Origin of the sequence: Actinopolyspora biskrensis (genome assembly GCF_013408175.1) — a bacterium.
Lineage (GTDB): Bacteria > Actinomycetota > Actinomycetes > Mycobacteriales > Pseudonocardiaceae > Actinopolyspora > Actinopolyspora biskrensis.
Map to the genome: position 1 here is coordinate 25,227 of NZ_JACBYW010000012.1, position 16,171 is coordinate 41,397.

At 68.0% G+C, this 16,171-nt stretch carries 12 protein-coding genes, 3 tRNA genes and 1 pseudogene; 5 read left to right on the forward strand and 11 right to left on the reverse strand.

The window, feature by feature from the left end; translation table 11 throughout:
* Positions 1–192: 192 nt before the first annotated feature.
* From FHR84_RS21415 to FHR84_RS21425, 3 genes are all read right to left on the reverse strand, one after another.
* Positions 193–1,293: a cystathionine gamma-lyase gene (locus FHR84_RS21415; RefSeq protein ID WP_179537354.1), complete on the reverse strand. Its 1,101-nt coding sequence runs from the start codon at positions 1,291–1,293 to the stop codon at positions 193–195.
* Between the two features lie 134 nt (positions 1,294–1,427).
* Positions 1,428–2,465, reverse strand: coding sequence for an NAD(P)H-dependent glycerol-3-phosphate dehydrogenase (locus FHR84_RS21420; RefSeq protein ID WP_179537355.1), 1,038 nt, complete (start codon positions 2,463–2,465; stop codon positions 1,428–1,430).
* Complete coding sequence (locus FHR84_RS21425) at positions 2,458–3,237, reverse strand: 1-acyl-sn-glycerol-3-phosphate acyltransferase (RefSeq protein ID WP_179537356.1); 780 nt, start codon at positions 3,235–3,237, stop codon at positions 2,458–2,460. The genes FHR84_RS21420 and FHR84_RS21425 overlap by 8 nt, the downstream gene beginning before the upstream one ends.
* Positions 3,238–3,346: 109 nt before the next feature.
* On the opposite strand from FHR84_RS21425, the gene cofC reads away from it, so the two are divergent.
* From cofC to FHR84_RS21440, 3 genes are all read left to right on the forward strand, one after another.
* On the forward strand, positions 3,347–4,003 hold the full coding sequence (gene cofC / locus FHR84_RS21430) for a 2-phospho-L-lactate guanylyltransferase (RefSeq protein ID WP_179537357.1): 657 nt from the start codon (positions 3,347–3,349) through the stop codon (positions 4,001–4,003).
* Positions 4,004–4,255: 252 nt separating this feature from the next.
* Positions 4,256–6,571 carry an RNA degradosome polyphosphate kinase gene (locus FHR84_RS21435; RefSeq protein WP_218863628.1) on the forward strand — a complete coding sequence of 772 codons (2,316 nt, stop codon included), beginning with the start codon at positions 4,256–4,258 and terminating at the stop codon, positions 6,569–6,571.
* 6 nt (positions 6,572–6,577) lie between these two features.
* Positions 6,578–7,645 (forward strand): NUDIX hydrolase, encoded by a 1,068-nt coding sequence (locus FHR84_RS21440; RefSeq protein WP_179537359.1) that lies wholly within the window; start codon positions 6,578–6,580, stop codon positions 7,643–7,645.
* A 101-nt stretch (positions 7,646–7,746) separates the two neighbouring features.
* Here the strand turns inward: FHR84_RS21440 and FHR84_RS23035 are convergent, their stop codons facing one another.
* The 3 genes from FHR84_RS23035 to leuC form a co-directional block, all read right to left on the reverse strand.
* Positions 7,747–8,838 carry an HU family DNA-binding protein gene (locus tag FHR84_RS23035; protein WP_179537360.1) on the reverse strand — a complete coding sequence of 364 codons (1,092 nt, stop codon included), beginning with the start codon at positions 8,836–8,838 and terminating at the stop codon, positions 7,747–7,749.
* 214 nt (positions 8,839–9,052) lie between these two features.
* Positions 9,053–9,655: a 3-isopropylmalate dehydratase small subunit gene (gene leuD / locus FHR84_RS21450; protein ID WP_179537361.1), complete on the reverse strand. Its 603-nt coding sequence runs from the start codon at positions 9,653–9,655 to the stop codon at positions 9,053–9,055.
* A gap of 301 nt (positions 9,656–9,956) precedes the next feature.
* Positions 9,957–11,357, reverse strand: a complete 1,401-nt coding sequence (gene leuC, locus FHR84_RS21455) for a 3-isopropylmalate dehydratase large subunit (RefSeq protein ID WP_179537362.1) — start codon at positions 11,355–11,357, stop codon at positions 9,957–9,959.
* 86 nt (positions 11,358–11,443) lie between these two features.
* Between leuC and FHR84_RS21460 the strand changes: the two genes are divergently transcribed.
* Together FHR84_RS21460 and FHR84_RS21465 are read left to right on the forward strand one after the other, a co-directional pair.
* Positions 11,444–12,145 carry an IclR family transcriptional regulator domain-containing protein gene (locus tag FHR84_RS21460; RefSeq protein WP_169336088.1) on the forward strand — a complete coding sequence of 234 codons (702 nt, stop codon included), beginning with the start codon at positions 11,444–11,446 and terminating at the stop codon, positions 12,143–12,145.
* 200 nt (positions 12,146–12,345) lie between these two features.
* A complete protein-coding gene (locus FHR84_RS21465; RefSeq protein WP_179537363.1) occupies positions 12,346–13,125 on the forward strand; it encodes an IclR family transcriptional regulator domain-containing protein in 780 nt (259 codons plus the stop codon).
* Between the two features lie 355 nt (positions 13,126–13,480).
* Here FHR84_RS21465 and FHR84_RS21470 read toward each other — a convergent pair.
* The 5 genes and pseudogenes from FHR84_RS21470 to FHR84_RS21490 all read right to left on the reverse strand — a co-directional run.
* Positions 13,481–14,329, reverse strand: a pseudogene (locus FHR84_RS21470) (glycine/sarcosine N-methyltransferase); the annotation flags it as partial.
* 461 nt (positions 14,330–14,790) lie between these two features.
* A tRNA-Glu gene (locus tag FHR84_RS21475) sits at positions 14,791–14,863 on the reverse strand.
* 97 nt (positions 14,864–14,960) lie between these two features.
* Positions 14,961–15,033: transfer RNA gene (locus tag FHR84_RS21480), tRNA-Glu, on the reverse strand.
* 41 nt (positions 15,034–15,074) lie between these two features.
* A tRNA-Gln gene (locus tag FHR84_RS21485) sits at positions 15,075–15,146 on the reverse strand.
* Positions 15,147–15,348: 202 nt separating this feature from the next.
* Positions 15,349–16,140 carry an HAD-IA family hydrolase gene (locus FHR84_RS21490; RefSeq protein WP_179537365.1) on the reverse strand — a complete coding sequence of 264 codons (792 nt, stop codon included), beginning with the start codon at positions 16,138–16,140 and terminating at the stop codon, positions 15,349–15,351.
* Positions 16,141–16,171: the final 31 nt, after the last annotated feature.

Below are 16,171 nucleotides of genomic sequence, written 5' to 3' on the forward strand. Positions count from 1 at the left end.
GGGCCACGAGATGCCCGGACCGTCGCCGACAAAGTCTTCACAGCGCGCAACAACACGATTCCGAGTCAAGCAACGCTGCTCAGCACCGTCAAGCCCCGTACCAGTGGGAAGGCAAGATCTCACACGGTCGTGGTCACCGCCGCGGGTCACGCCTCGTGCGCGCTCTCCGCACCACCCGGGCCGGACACGCGCTCAGTCCAGGGCACCGAGAACGTCCGCCACCAGATCGGCGGTGTCCTCGCAGCCCGCGGAGAACCGTACGAACCCCTCGGGAACCGGGTCCCCCCACTGCGCCCGTCGATCGGCCGTGCTGTGCACCCCTCCGAAACTGGTGGTTCCCGAAACCAACCGGCTGCGTTCCAGCAGCCGCCGCACGGCTTCCGCGTCCCGCAGCTCGAACCGCAGCACTCCACCCCAGCGCCGCATCTGCCGACTCGCCGGCCCATGGGCGGGGTCGGAGGACGCCCCCGGCCAACGCAGCCCCGAAACGGCGGTGTGCTCAGCCAGCGCCTCGGCCAGCGCGGCCGCGTTGGCGGCCTGCCTCTCCAACCGGAGATCCAGGGTGGCCAGACTCCGATGCGCCAACCAGGTTTCGAACGGCGCGGGTATGGCGCCCGAGAGAGTGCGGGTCCCGGTCAGTCGTCGTGCCAGTTCCTCGTCGGCGGTACTGACGTGCCCGAGCAGCAGATCGCTGTGTCCGCAAACCGCCTTGGTGTCACTGGCGACCACCGCGTCGGCGCCCAGCTCCAGCGGACGCTGCCCGAGCGGTGTGGCGGTCGTGTTGTCGACGGCGACCAGCGCACCCGCGGCGTGGGCGCGCTCGGCCAGCTCCGCGATGTCGCAGACGTCCAACCCCGGATTGGACGGGGTCTCCAACAGCACCAGACGCGCGTCGTCGAACACCTCCGGCGGAAACGGCCCCGAAGTGGGCACCTCGCGAACGTCGAGGTTCAGCTCGGACAGCTCCGTGCGGACGAGGTCCCGCGTGGCGTAGTAGCCGTCCGAGGGGAGCACGAGCGCGTCCCCCGCGTGCAACACCGTCCGCAGCAGCGTGCCGATGGCGGCCATTCCGGACGGCAGCAGCACACAGTGGCCGCCGTCCAGTTCACCGAGAGCCCGTTCCAGAGCACGCCATCCCGGGTTCCCGGCCCGTCCGTAGAAGTCCGCGTCCCCCACCCGGTCGGCACCGCCCAGGTGGTACGGCGCGGCGAACACCGGTCCCGGCATGAGCGGCTCGGCCACAGCCGGTTCCGACTCACCGCCGTGCACACAACGCGTACCGTCACCGAGCAAGGAAGAGCTCCTTCTTCGCGATCCGTTCGTTCGTCCTCGTTCCGGGCCCCACCGGCCCTTTCGGAAGCCGCATCCGTGCACCGCTGCGGGCCGGACTCACGAGGAGCAGGCACGAAAGCGGGCACCGAGGCGACTCATTCGGGCTTGCGCTCCCGCCCCAGCAGCTCGACAGCGGCGGGAACGGGTTCCAGGCCCTCGTGGCACACGCGGTGGACGATCTCCGCGATCGGCATCTCCACCCCGTGCCTCTTCGCGAGCTCGCGCAGCGCGGTACAGGACTTGACCCCCTCCGCGACCTGTCCGTGCGCGGCCCGCTGCGCCTCGGTGATCGATTCCCCCCGGCCCAGTCGTTCCCCGAAAGTGCGGTTGCGCGACAGCGGTGAGATGCAGGTGGCCGCCAGATCCCCCATGCCTGCCAGCCCCGCGAAGGTCATGGGCTCCGCGTCGAGAGCCGCTCCCAGCCTGGTCGTCTCGGCAAGACCTCTGGTGATCAGGGTGGACATCGTGTTGGATCCGTATCCCAGACCGGACGCCACGCCGCAGGCGAGGGCGATCACGTTCTTGCAGGCACCGGCCACCTCCACCCCGACGAGATCGGTGTTGGTGTACGGCCGGAAGTACCCGGTGGAGCAGGCCCGCTGCAGCGCGACGGCCCTGTCGTGGTCGGAACACGCGACGACCGTGGCCGTCGGTTGCTCGACGGCTATCTCCTTGGCGAGATTGGGGCCGGAGACGACGGCCACCCGGTCGTCGGCCACATCGGCCACTTCAGCGACGACCTGGCTCATCCGCTTCAGCGTGCTCAGCTCCACCCCCTTGGCGAGGCTGACCAGGGTCGCCCCCTCGGGGAGCAGCGGTCGCCAGCCGGCGAGGTTCTCCCGCAGCGTCTGGCTGGGCACCGCGAGCACGACGGCATCGGCGCCGCTCAGGGCCTCGGCGGAGTCGTCCGTGGCCTTGAGGGGCCCGGGAAGGGTGATCCCCGGCAGGTACTCCTCGTTGACCCGTTTCCGCTCCACCGCCTCGGCCACGTGCGCCCGCCTGGCCCAGAGGCACACCTCGGTGCCCGCATCGGCCAGGACCTTCGCGAAGGTGGTTCCCCAGGAACCGGCCCCCAGCACGGCCACCCTTTCGATCCTCCGCCCCCCGGACGCCGTGACGAGCCGCTCAGACATGGTCCTCTTTTCCGCTCGCGCGTTTCCGACCCGAGTAGAACGAAACCGGCGGTTGCTCGCCCCGCACCTCCCCGAGCAGATCGCGCACGCGCGACATGACCAGTTCGGTCACCTCCCGCAGTGTCCGGTTGTCCACCTCGCGGTCGCGGTACTCGGACAGGTCGACCGGCTCGCCGAAGCTCAGGGTGACCTGTTTGCGCGGCAGGGGGCGGAAGCGCTTGTTGTAACCGTCGTAGATCTCCCTGGTGCCCCAGCGAGCCACCGGGATCACCGGAACGTCGTGTTCCAGCGCCAACCGCGCCACCCCGATCTTGGGGGTCATGGGCCAACCGTCGGGATCCCTGGTGATGGTCCCGTCCGGGTAGATCAGCACGATCTTGCCGTTCTCGAGGGCCTCGTGCGCCTCGCGCAGGCTCTTCCGCGCGTCCACCGTCCCCCGGTAGACCGGTATCTGCTCGACGCCGCGCAGGACACCGCGCAACACCGGAACGTTCCAGAGCGTGTTCTTGGCGAGGAAGCGCGGGAGCCTTCCCGCGCGGTGCACCGCCACGGCGTCGTAGACCGGGTCGAGATGCGACACGTGGTTCAACACCAACAGCGCGGAACCCTCGGCCGGGACGTTGCGCAGCCCGACCAGGCGAGTGCGGGCCAGCAGTGCCTTGATCGGGTAGAACACGGCCACGGCGGTCCCCAGCCAGATCCTGCCCAGTACACCACGTCCGCGTTCCCTCGTTCCGCTGCGAGAACGCCGCAGGCTCTTCGGATCGGACACCCCAACTCCTTTTCGTTTCCGGCGACAGCCAACATACCCCTTGCCGTGATTCGACCGGGAACGACCGGCAGCGTGGCAAAACATCGTTCCGGGGGCGCAACATGGTGGAGTGACACCCGGAGTTCAGCTGCTCGTCCCGATCAAGCCGTTGCACCTGGCCAAGACCCGCCTTCGCGGCGTGAGCGAACCCGAGGAGCGCCACTCCGAACTGGTAGCGGCACTGGCTTCGGACACGGTCGTCGCCGCGATCTCCGCCACACACGCGGTGGAAGTCGTCGTAGTCACCTCGGACGCCGAGCTGGCCGCCCGGTTCCGCGGACGCGGTGTGGAAGTTCTCGACGATTCTCCCGTCGCGGGACTCAACGCGGCCCTGCGGTACGGCGACCAGGTGCTGCGGCGGCGGAACCCCGAAGCTCGGGTGGGCGCTCTGCAGGCCGACCTCCCCGCGCTGAGACCCGCTGATCTGGACACGGCGATTTCCGAGGCCGGCACCGACCGGGCCTTCTGCTCCGACGGGCAGGGCACCGGAACGACCCTGCTGCTCGCACGTCGGGGAAGCGCGTTGCGCCCGGAGTTCGGCCCCGAATCGGCGCGGGCGCACCGGAACGGCGGCGCCCGTGAACTGCGCGCCCCGCTGGAGTCCCTGCGTCGCGACGTGGACCTGCCGGCCGATCTGGAGGCGGCGGCGGCACTGGGCCTGGGGGCGCACACGAGCACGCACGTCCGTGAGGCCGAGAGCCCGGAATCCGTCCGCGGCCCCGTCTGATCGAGGTTGCCCGTTCGGGGCGGCGGGGTTCGTCGGCCGGTATCTCCAGCCCGCACCCGCCCGACGAGCCCGCCGACGGGAGCCGCCCCGGCAACGTTCCGCAAAACTCGAGCGCACCCGAATGACCGGGCGGGCACTCCCCACGATCGCGAATGCCCGGCCGAGAGCCTCCGTTACCCGTTCAGCAACCGATCGGAGGACGAGCGAAATCACATGGCAGGCATCCGATCGGGTGAGCGTTTCCCCTGCTCCATGGGTGAGAATGGGGGCGTGAGCACGGACGGCGACGATCGGCTTTTCGGGACGGTCCCACAGCAAGGCAACGAAGACGGCCCCCATCGGCCGCGGCAACAAGGGCCGTCCGACGGAAGCGCGGAGGAGACCAGCCACTCCTCCACGCCTTCGGAAGCCCCCACCGAATCGGCCGAGCAGCGCACTCGCCCGGACGGGGCACCGGAAGGAGCACGCGTTCCCGCCGCCCCACCCGCCGTGACCAGAGCCGCCGCGAGCACCGACCTGCCGGAGAACCGCTACCTCAACCGCGAGCTGTCCTGGCTGGATTTCAACGCGCGAGTTCTGGCCGTTGCCGAGGACCAGTCCCAGCCTCCCCTGGAACGAGCCAAGTTCCTGGCCATCTTCGCCTCGAACCTGGACGAGTTCTACATGGTGCGCGTGGCGGGCCTCAAAAGACGTGAGGAAACCGGGCTGTCCGTGCGCAGCACGGACGGACTCACGCCGCACGAACAGCTCGCGCGCATCGCGGCACGGAACCAGGACCTGGTGGAGAAGCTCGACCGTGTGCTGTTGGACGAGCTCCTCCCCGAGTTCGAGTCCAACGGCATCCGGATTCTGCGCTGGGCCCAGCTCGACGACGCGGACAAGGCCAAGCTCACCCGCTATTTCCAGGACCACGTCTTTCCGGTACTGACCCCGCTCGCGGTCGATCCCGCGCACCCGTTCCCCTACATCTCCGGGCTGTCGCTGAATCTCGCGGTGATGGTCACCGATCCGGACGCCGGGATCAAACGGTTCGCACGGGTCAAGGTGCCGGACAACGTGTCCAGACTGATCCGGGTGGAGGAGGAACGCGATCAGCAGCGCATCACGTTCGTGCCGCTCGAGGAGATCATAGCCGCCCACCTGGACAAGCTCTTCCCCGGCATGGAGGTCACCGAGCACCACATCTTCCGCGTGACGCGCAATGCCGACCTCGAGGTCGAGGAGGACCGCGACGAGGACCTGCTCCAGGCGATGGAACGTGAGCTCTCCCGTCGTCGCTTCGGCCCTCCGGTGCGGCTCGAGATAGCCGACACGATGAGTCGCACCATGCTCGAACTGCTGCTGCGCGAACTCGACGTCGATCCCCACGACGTGGTCGAGGTGCGCGGACTGCTCGACGTGTCCTGCCTGTTCCAGCTCGAAAAGCTGCAGCGCCCCGATCTGAAGGGGGGCCCGTTCGTCCCCGCCACGCACCCGGCCTTCGCCGAGGGCAACACTTCCAAGAGCATCTTCGCCACCCTCCGCGAGGGGGACGTGCTGGTGCATCACCCGTACCACGCCTTCTCCACCTCGGTGCAGAAGTTCGTCGAGCAGGCGGCACTGGACCCGCAGGTGCTGGCGATCAAGCAGACCCTCTACCGCACCTCGGGGGACTCCCCGGTCGTCAACTCGCTGATAGACGCGGCCGAAGCGGGCAAGCAGGTGGTGGCCCTGGTCGAGCTCAAGGCTCGCTTCGACGAGCAGGCGAACATTCAGTGGGCACGTGCGCTGGAACGTTCCGGTGTCCACGTGGTTTACGGCCTGGTGGGCCTGAAGACGCACTGCAAAACCGCGTTGGTGGTGCGCCAGGAGGGTTCCACGTTACGCCGCTACTGCCACCTCGGGACGGGCAACTACAACCCGAAAACCGCCCGCATGTACGAGGACCTCGGCCTGCTCACAGCCGACGACGACATAGGTGCCGACCTCACCGACCTGTTCAACGTGCTCACCGGATACGCCAGGCACGACACCTACCGCCGCGTCCTGGTTTCGCCCCAGGGGATCCGCACCGGGATCGTCGAGCGGATCGAGGCGGAGATCGCCCTGGCCCGGGCGGGCAGACAGGCCGGCATCCGGATGAAGGTGAACTCGCTGGTCGACGAACAGATCATCGACGCGCTCTACCGGGCTTCGCTCGCGGGCGTGCGGGTTCGGATCGTGGTCCGCGGGATCTGCGCCCTGCAGGCGGGAGTACGAGGTCTCAGCGAGAACATCGAGGTCAGGTCGATTCTCGGCCGTTTCCTGGAGCATTCGCGGGTGTTCCACTTCCGGGGCACGGACGAACATTGGATCGGCAGCGCCGATATGATGCACCGTAACCTCGATCGACGCATCGAGGCACAGGTACAGGTGACCGACCCCAGGCTGACCGCCGAGTTGGACGCGTTGCTGGATTCCGCGCTGCACCCGCAAACCCGCTGTTGGGTGCTCAACGAGAAGGGCGACTGGGAGGCCTCTCCTCGTCAGGACCAGCACGTCAAGGACCACCAGGTGGAGATGCTTCGGCAGCACGGCGCGAAGGTGTGAGGTGAGATGCCCCGCGGCGAATCGGACTCCGATACCGGATTCGCGAGTTTTTCGACGGTGCCGACCACTGCCCCCGACGACACCGTGAACGACGCTCGGGACGCGACCCCGGCCGACCACCTGGTCGACGAACAGGCGCCCACGGTTCACGCGGCCGGAACGGTGCTGTGGCGTGCGGCGCGGGAGGGGGACCCGGAGGTCGCCGTGGTTCACCGCCCCCGTTACGGGGACTGGTCGCTACCGAAGGGCAAGCTCGACCCGGGCGAAACGCCGGCCCACGCAGCGGCGCGCGAGGTCTCCGAGGAGACCGGGTTGGACTCCGTGCTGTCCCGGCACCTGCGCCGGATCAGTTACACGGTCCCCACCTCCGACGGAGGCCGGGCTCGCAAGTTCGTCCACTACTTCGCCGCGCGAGCCCGCCCCGGCGAGTTCGTCGCCAACGAAGAAGTGGACCGGATGCACTGGGTCCCCGTCACCCAGGCTCACGAATGGCTCACCTACACTGACGACAACAGCGTGCTGGACTCCTTTCGGAGCCTTCCCCCCTCGTTGAGCACCGTGCTGTTGGTACGGCACGCCAGGGCGGGCAAGCGTGCGGACTTCGAGGAGGACGACAGCCTGCGGCCGCTGAGCGGCCAGGGGTGGGTCCAACAGCACGCGTTGCACTCCCTGCTGTCGCTGTTCGGCCCCGAAAGGGTGCACTCCGCTCCACGAGTCCGGTGCGAACAGACCGTGGCTTCCGTCGCGGAGGAGCTCGGAGAACGTGTGGAGTCCGAGCCCGCGCTGTCCGAGGAAACCTACCGCGCCGATCCGGAAGCCGGGAGGCAACGCCTGCTGCGGATCGCTTCCGCGGGCGAGACCGCCGTCGTGTGCAGCCAGGGCGGTGTGATTCCCGATCTGATCGGCCGACTGGCGAAATCAGCGGGAGTCGATCTCGGTGAGGTCAACAGCCGCAAGGCCAGCGTCTGGGTGCTCTCCTTCCTCCCCGGAACGCATGAGGGCAACGGGACCGGTCCCACACCACGGCTGGTCGCGGCGGACTACTTTCCCGAGCCGGCCCCGGAGGCCGCCTGAACACGACAACCGCCGGATTCGTTCCCTTCGGCCGACTACTCGGGCCGTCTCCGAACCGCCCGGCAGGCAGCTGGTCACGACCGTGCGGACGGCCTGACGCGTCACTTCTTGGTTCCACGCCCGGTGGTGGACTTGCGGCTCGAAGCGGTGGAACTCTTGCCGCTCGCCGCTTTGCTCGTGCCGCTCTTCTCGGTGCCGCGTGAGGTGCCACCGGTGCTCGTCTTCGACGAAGCCGACTTGCTCGTCCCCGACTTGGACGCCGCCCCACCGGACTTGGTGGCCGTGCCGCCCGACTTGGTGGCCGCCCCACCGGACTTGGACGCCGTGGTCCCCGTCGACCGCGAAGTACGCGACTTCGTACCGGCGGAAGCCGTGGCACGACTCGTCGTGGTGCTCGCGGCAGCCGTCTTGCCGGTGCCGCGTGAGGTGCCACCGGTGCTCGTCTTCGACGAAGCCGACTTGCTCGTCCCCGACTTGGACGCCGCCCCACCGGACTTGGTGGCCGTGCCGCCCGACTTGGTGGCCGCCCCACCGGACTTGGACGCCGTGGTGGTCGACTTGGACGCCGTCCCACCGGACTTGGTGGCCGCCCCACCGGACTTGGACGCCGTGGTGGTCGACTTGGACGCCGTCCCACCGGACTTGGTGGCCGCCCCACCGGACTTGGACGCCGTGGTGGTCGACTTGGTGGCCGTGCCGCCCGACTTGGTGGCCGCCCCACCGGACTTGGACGCCGTGGTCCCCGTCGACCGCGAAGTACGCGACTTCGTACCGGCTGCGGGGGCCGACGACTTCGCGGTGGCGCGAGCGCCACCCGTCGCCGTCGTGCGTGTGCTTCCGGAGCCGCTCTTCGCGGTGGTGGAAGTCCCTCGGCTCGCGGTGGTCCCCGCCCTGGCGGAACCGGCCCTGGGAAGTTTCCGCTGTCCTCCCACGACTTCCTTGAACTGGGTCCCCGCCCGGAAAGCAGGCACGTTCGTCTTCTTGACCCGCACCGCCTCGCCGGTGCGGGGGTTGCGCGCCGTGCGGGCGGCGCGGGCACGTTTCTCGAAAACGCCGAAGCCGGTAATGTTCACCTTCTCGCCCTTGTTGACGTTGCGGACGATAAGGTCGACGACGTTGTCCACTGCCTGACTCGCGGTCTTTTTGTCACCGAGGCGTTCGGCCAGTTCCTCGATTAGTTGCGCCTTGTTCACGTCAGTCCCTCCCAGGACAACTACGGCCCGTCGGGCCGACTCAAGGGCCACGGTAAATCTCCGCACCAGCCGATGCCATTCGCCACGCCCGTTTTCCCCACGGCGCCGCGCCGTTGCCTCCGGGAGGAGCGGACTACGAGGTGTCCGCGCTCCTACTTCCCGTGGGCGCGTTTTCCCGGAAAGCACCGACGAAAACGCGCCCACGAAGAAGGGGTCATGCCGTCGGAGCGGACAGAGTGCGTGGCAAAAAGCCCGGCCTGGAACGCTCGAAGGTCTCGATGGCCTCCTCCGAACGCATCGTCAGACCGATGTCGTCCAGCCCCTCCAGCAGACGCCAACGCGTGTAGTCGTCCACCTCGAAACCGATGGTCAGGTCCTTGGCCTGCACCGTCCGGGCGCTCAAATCCACCGTGACCTCGGTTCCGGGCTCGGATTCGAGCAGCTTCCACAGCAACTCCACATCGGACTGTTCGCACTGCGCCGCCAACAATCCCTGCTTACCCGCGTTGCCGCGGAATATATCGGCGAACCGCGAAGAAATGATCACGCGGAACCCGTAGTCCTTCAACGCCCAGACGGCGTGTTCCCGTGACGAACCGGTACCGAAGTCGGGGCCGGCCACCAGCACGCTTCCCCGATCGAACGGCTCGGTGTTCAGAATGAAATTCTCATCGGAACGCCAGGCGGCGAACAACGCGTCCTCGAATCCGGTACGCGCGACCCGCTTGAGGTAAACGGCCGGAATGATCTGATCCGTATCCACGTTGGACCGCCGCAACGGCACGCCGATGCCGGTGTGTGTGGTGAACGGTTCCATGTTTGGCTCCCTGTGTCGCGAGACCGCGAGCTACGCGGCCGGAGGACTTCTCGGGTACGTTCTCGAGTTCGACGGACGGGGTCACGTGCCCGGACCGCCGGTCCCCGCACCGGAAGACCGGGGCCTCACCCGGTCACTCACCGATGCTCTCCTGTCGTGTTGGTGATCGGTGTGGCGCTTCGGCGCCCCGGCAGCGCCGAAACGGCCCCACGTCGTGTGGCACCCGCCCGACGTCGAGGCACCAGCTCGCGAGAGGTTCCGCCGAGCAACCACCTCGTCAAGAGCGGGCGGAAGACCTCGATCAGAGGTCCTCCGGCGAGGACAGCGTGCCCCGCACCGCTGTCGCGGCCGCGACCACGGGCGAGACCAGATGAGTGCGTCCCCCCTTGCCCTGGCGCCCCTCGAAGTTGCGGTTGGACGTCGAGGCCGCGCGCTCCCCGGGGCTCAGCTGATCGGGATTCATGCCCAGGCACATGGAGCACCCGGCGGAACGCCACTCGGCTCCCGCTGCGGTGAACACCTCGTTCAGCCCCTCTTCCTCCGCCTGTTGGCGCACCCGCATCGATCCGGGGACCACGAGCATCCGCACGTCCGAGGACACCTCGCGGTCCCGCAGGAGCTCGGCGGCGCTGCGCAGGTCCTCGATCCTGCCGTTGGTGCAGGAGCCGAGGAAGACCGTGTCCACTGCCACGTCGCGCAGCGGGGTTCCGGCGGTGAGGTCCATGTACTCCAGGGCCTTCTCCGTCGCCGCCCTCGCCTCCTCGTCGGCGATCTCCTCGGGATCGGGCACCCGCTCCCCGAGCGGGACGCCCTGCCCCGGGTTGGTCCCCCAGGTCACGAACGGGGTGAGCGTGTCCGCGTCGATCGTCACCTCCGCGTCGTAGACGGCGTCCGAGTCGGTGCGCAACGACTTCCAGTACTCGACGGCCGCGTCCCAGTCTGCGTCCCGCGGCGCGTGGGACCTGCCCTTGAGGTATTCGAAGGTGGTCTCGTCCGGCGCTATCATCCCCGCGCGCGCACCGGCCTCGATCGACATGTTGCACATGGTCATCCGGGCTTCCATGCTCATGGACTCCACCGCGGAACCGCGGTACTCGAGCACGTAGCCCTGTCCGCCACCGGTGCCGATCCGGGAGATGACGGCGAGGATGACGTCCTTGCTCGTCACGCCGGGGCGCAGAGTTCCCTCCACATTGATGGCCATGGTGCGGAAGGGGCGCAGCGGCAACGTCTGGGTGGCGAGCACGTGCTCGACCTCCGAAGTGCCGATGCCGAAGGCCAGCGCCCCGAACGCCCCGTGCGTGGAAGTGTGGCTGTCCCCGCAGACAACGGTGGTCCCCGGTTGGGTCAGTCCGAGCTGTGGTCCCACGACGTGCACGATGCCCTGCTCGGTGTCGCCCATCGAGTGCAGGCGTACCCCGAATTCGGCGCAGTTCTTGCGCAGGGTGTCCACCTGGGTCCGTGAGACCGGATCCGCGATGGGGAGTTCGGCCCCCTCCGTGGGAACGTTGTGGTCCTCGGTGGCCAGGGTCAGATCGGGACGACGCACTTCCCGACCCGCGAGTCGCAGTCCCTCGAACGCCTGGGGACTGGTCACCTCGTGCACGAGGTGAAGGTCGATGTAGAGCAGATCGGGCTCGTGTCCGGTCCCACGACGCACCAGGTGCTCGTTCCATACCTTCTCGGCGAGCGTGCTACCCATCGCTCCTCCCCTCGTGGACGTGGGACCCGAGTGGCACGGCTCCCACTTTGTGGACATCCCATATGACGGGACGTTAATATCGCCCCGTGGGAGAGCATAGCGGTATAGGTGTTCTGGACAAAGCAGTGGCCGTCCTTCAGGCGGCCGCCGAGGAACCGTGCGGCCTCGCCGAACTCTGCGAGCGTACGGGTTTGCCCAGGGCAACGGCACACAGACTGGCAGTGGGACTGGAAACGCACCGGATGCTGCGGCGCGGTTCGGACGGCCGCTGGCGCTCCGGGCCCGCCCTCGGAGAACTCGCGGGAGGCGCCGTCGATCCGCTCCTGGAAGCGGCCGCTGCCGTGCTGCCCAAACTCCGCGACATCACCGGGGAGAGCGTGCAGCTCTACCGGCGCGACGGCATGCAGCGCACCTGCGTGGCCACGGCCGAACCGCCCAGCGGGCTGCGCGACACCGTCCCCGTCAACACGGCGCTTCCCATGACAGCGGGATCCGGCGCGAAGGTTCTCGCCTCATGGGCCGACTCGTCCACGCAGCGAGCCGTGCTGGCCGAGGCCGTCTTCGGCGAACGAACCCTGATGGAGGTACGGCGCCGTGGCTGGGCGCAGAGTGTCGCCGAACGCGAGTCCGGGGTGGCGAGCGTGTCCGCTCCGGTGCGGGACTCCGCGGGCACCGTAGTGGCGGCCATCTCGGTCTCCGGCCCCATCGACCGCATGGGGCGCCGCCCGGGAAGCAGATGGGCCGCGGACCTGCTCGCCGCGGCCGACGGCCTGCAAAACAGGCTGTGAGCGGACTCGCGCCCGCCGCGGCCCTCGAGCCCCTCCCGCGCCGGTAGGATCCCGGCGCGGGGGAGTCTCCCGAACCATGCCCATGACCGGACTTCGCCAAGCTCCCGTGCACCCGTTCGGCTGCGGCACCCCGGCCGACGCCCTTCGGCACCGGCAGCGCCGAAACGACCACCCACGCGAACCGGGTCGACAAAGTACCGATGAGTGAGCCACACGGAACGCACTTCGTCCGATCGGCCGAGAAGACGCTGGCCGTGCTGCGCGCCTTCACTCCCGAGCAGCAGGAACTGACCCTCAGCGAGGTCGTCCAACGCACCGGTCTCGACCGCTCCGGAGCCCGCCGCTTCCTGCTCACCCTCGTGGACCTCGGCTACGTCTCCCACGACGGGCGGCTGTTCACGCTGACACCCCGGGTCCTCGAATTCGGCTACTCCTACCTGTCCGGCAGGTCCCTGCCCGAACTCGCACGTCCCCACCTGCGCAAACTCACCGAGCAGCTGGGGGAGATGACCGCCGTGGCGGTACTCGACGGCGACGACATCCGCTACGTCCTGCGGGTTCCGAGTCCGAAGCTGCTCTCGGTCGCGATTCCGGTGGGGGCCCGCTTCCCCGCCCACGCCACTTCGATGGGCAAAGTACTGCTGGCCGGGTTTCCACCCGAGCAGCTGGAGGCACGTCTCGGCTCCATGACACTGCGCAGGCTCACCGAGAGCACGACCGCCTCCAGGGAGGCCCTGCGCGCCGAGCTGACCGAGATCCGCAACCGGGGGTTCGTCGTATGCGACGACGAGCTCGAAGCAGGGCTGCGGGGGGTGGCCGCCCCGCTGCGGGACGCAGCGGGCGAGGTCCACGCGGCCGTCAACGTTTCGCTGGACGCACGCGGAACCACCCCCGGGACGGCGCGGGAGAGGATCGTACCTCCGCTGCTCACGACGGCCGCGCGCATAGAGTCCGACCTGCGGCTGAAAAGCGGGGGCTGACGCTCGGGCCCCGCTCCGCGCGGGAACCCCGCACCCCGGTACACACCTCCTCGTCCCGGACAGGGGCAGGACAGGACAGCTCCGACGAAAGGCTTCGTCCGACCCGGGTGCTCAGCCCACGCGGAGCGCGTGGATCGGAGCGCGTGAGTCGGATGCGTCGCGAGGCGGCAGGGCACGCGGCGTGCCGCTGCTCTACACGCCCCAACGCTGCCGAGGCACCGACTCACGTGACTGACCGGCCCCTGGGCAGAGCTCCGTTGCGAGTCCCAGGAACGGTTCCCGCCCCGCGGACCGGGTCCCTCCTGCCCGCGGGGCGGGTCAGCGGTACCAGCCGTCACTCGTCGACCGGATCGAGCTCGTCTTCTTCCCGGTACAGCTTCTCCGCCACGTGGATGAAGAAGTCCGGTTCCGAATCGGCGTAGCTCGCCTGGAAGTCCCCGAAGGTCTCCAACCGCTGGAACCCCACGTCCCGCAGCAGACCACGCATGTAGTTCTTGCGCAGCGGGTACATGTTCAGGAAGTACTCGCTTTCGTCCGGGAAGGTGTACTTGTAGCGGGCGAGCCCCTGATCGACGTGATCGGGCTCGGCGGCGACCTGGGCGCCACAGTAGTAATAGGTGTGGCTGTTGGAGGACTCCCCGTCGAGGAGCGCGTCGTAATTGCGCTGATCGATGATCAGAACACCGTCGTAGCGCAGCTTGGCGTAGAACTCGGCCAACGCCTTGCGGCGGTCGTGCTCGGAGAACAGGTGTGTGAAGGAATTCCCGAGGCAGATGATCGCGTCGAACTCACCGTGGACATCACGGTTGAGCCAGCGCCAGTCGGCGTTCACCACCCGCAGGACGTGCCCGCCGTAGTCGAACCCGTTCCGGAAGGCCCGCGCCAACATCTGCGGACTTCCGTCCGCGCTCACGGTGTCGAATCCCTCTTCGAGCAAACGCACGGAGTGGAAGCCCGTCCCGGTCGCCACATCCAGCACGGTGCGGGCCGAACGAGCACGCAGCTGTTCCGTGAAGAAGCGCCCCTCCGTCTCGTAGCGCTTGCTCCAGTCGATCAGCTCGTCCCACTTGTCCACCAGGCCGCCGACGTACTCCCTGGTGTAGTGGTCGGTGTCGCGAACCTCGGTCGGATTGTCCCCGAACACCTGTTGATCCAGCATCGCCGGTTCCCGTTCGTCCCGCGTCGTTCCCGCATCGGCCGTCATGGTCCTCACCTCTCGTTCGTCGATGCCACGTTCGGCGCTCCTGCACCGCACCCGGGGGACGCTAGGCACTTCCCCCCGGAAATCAAGTACCGAGATCGAGGCCCGCTTCGACCGGTTCCGGCCCCAGCGCGGCGAGCTCCCGAAAAACACCCCTCCCCACCAGGAAGTTCACGAACGCCCGCCGAGCGGGGCGGGGTGTGAACGGGCACGGAGGACGGCCACGTCACATGTTCACCATGCGACCACGCGGTTCACGTGGTGCTCGGCACGCTGTCCCGAACCGGTGGACGGACGAGCCGCCGTGAGACGGACGTCCGACCGGCACCGCCTCCTCGCCGCAGCCCGAAAGCTCCCCGGAGCACTCCCCACGGCCGAAGCACGGGCCCGCCGCGGTTCGGCACGGAAGCACGTGGGGAAAAGAAAAAGCCGATGTGCGAACGCACATCGGCTTGGTTTCGGAGTAGTCCCGATGGGATTCGAACCCACGTTACCGCCTTGAGAGGGCGGCGTCCTAGGCCTCTAGACGACGGGACCGCACTTTTCGAATGATTATTCTAGTAAACCCGGAGACCACTGTGCAGTCCCCATGTTCGCACGGATGAGAACTCCCGTGGAGTTCCACCCGATTTCGTAGTCCCGATGGGATTCGAACCCACGTTACCGCCTTGAGAGGGCGGCGTCCTAGGCCTCTAGACGACGGGACCGGGCGAAGACTCCCACTTCATGACTGAAGCGGGTCTTCCAGCTGGGGTACCAGGATTCGAACCTAGACTAACTGAACCAGAATCAGTCGTGCTGCCGATTACACCATACCCCATCGGCACCGCTGAACATCGTATCACCCTACGAAGTTCCCCGAAGCCCCGGGGTCCTTCACTTGATGACCTCTGTTCATCGCGTTGGTTAATATACTAGACCATGCCCGCGCCCCCTTTGAAACCACCCCCCGATCACGACGATTTCGCAGGTGAAAGCGGCGGGACCCCGAAAGCGGGAACAGCCCCGCCGCACTTTCCCGATCAGCCGGACCCGGCGAGGCTGTCACACCGCGCGGAAACCCCGACCTCACCGCCGAGGTAAGGCAGGTCACACACCAGCAGCTCCGGCAGCTCGTACAGGTTCGCGATCACCGAAACCGGATCACCGGAGACGGAGAGCCCGGCGCTCGCACGCGCCTCCCTGTCCAACCACACCCCGTGCATCCCGGCCCGAGCGGCCCCCTCCGCGTCCACGTCCAAGCTGTTACCCACGTGTGCCACTTCGTGCGGCGCGAGGTCCAGGGCCGCGCAGGCGGCGTAGAAGATCCCCTCCGACGGTTTGGAGACACCGCACTCACCCGAGATCAACATCGCGTCGAACGTGTCCGCCAGCCCCACGGCCGCGAGTTTGTGCCGTTGGTACGCCCCCGGTGCGTTGGTGATGACCGCCACTGCCAGACCGCTGGCCCGCAACCAGTCCAGGCAATCGGTGACGTCGTCGAAAAGCTCCCAGGAGTCCCGCATCGCACTCATGCGCCGCCGTTCACGAGCGCGGACCTCGTCCTCACCCAAGTGCTCCCCGAAAGCCGCGAAGAAGTCACGCGTCCGGCTGAGGCACATCGTCTCGAAGTCGATCTCTCCCGCCATCATGCGCGCGTGGTACTCGGCCGTTATCCGCTGCCACATCGGCCACGCGGCGTCGTTGCCGGTCAGCGCCATGAAAGCGCGCCTGGCGGAGCGCTGACTGTCCAACAGGGTGTCGTCGATGTCCAGGCAGACGGCTTTGATCCTGCGAAATTCACCGGGTATCGGTACCTCACGTGCGGATGTCACCCCGTGAGGCTAGGCCCCCACCCGGAGTGGC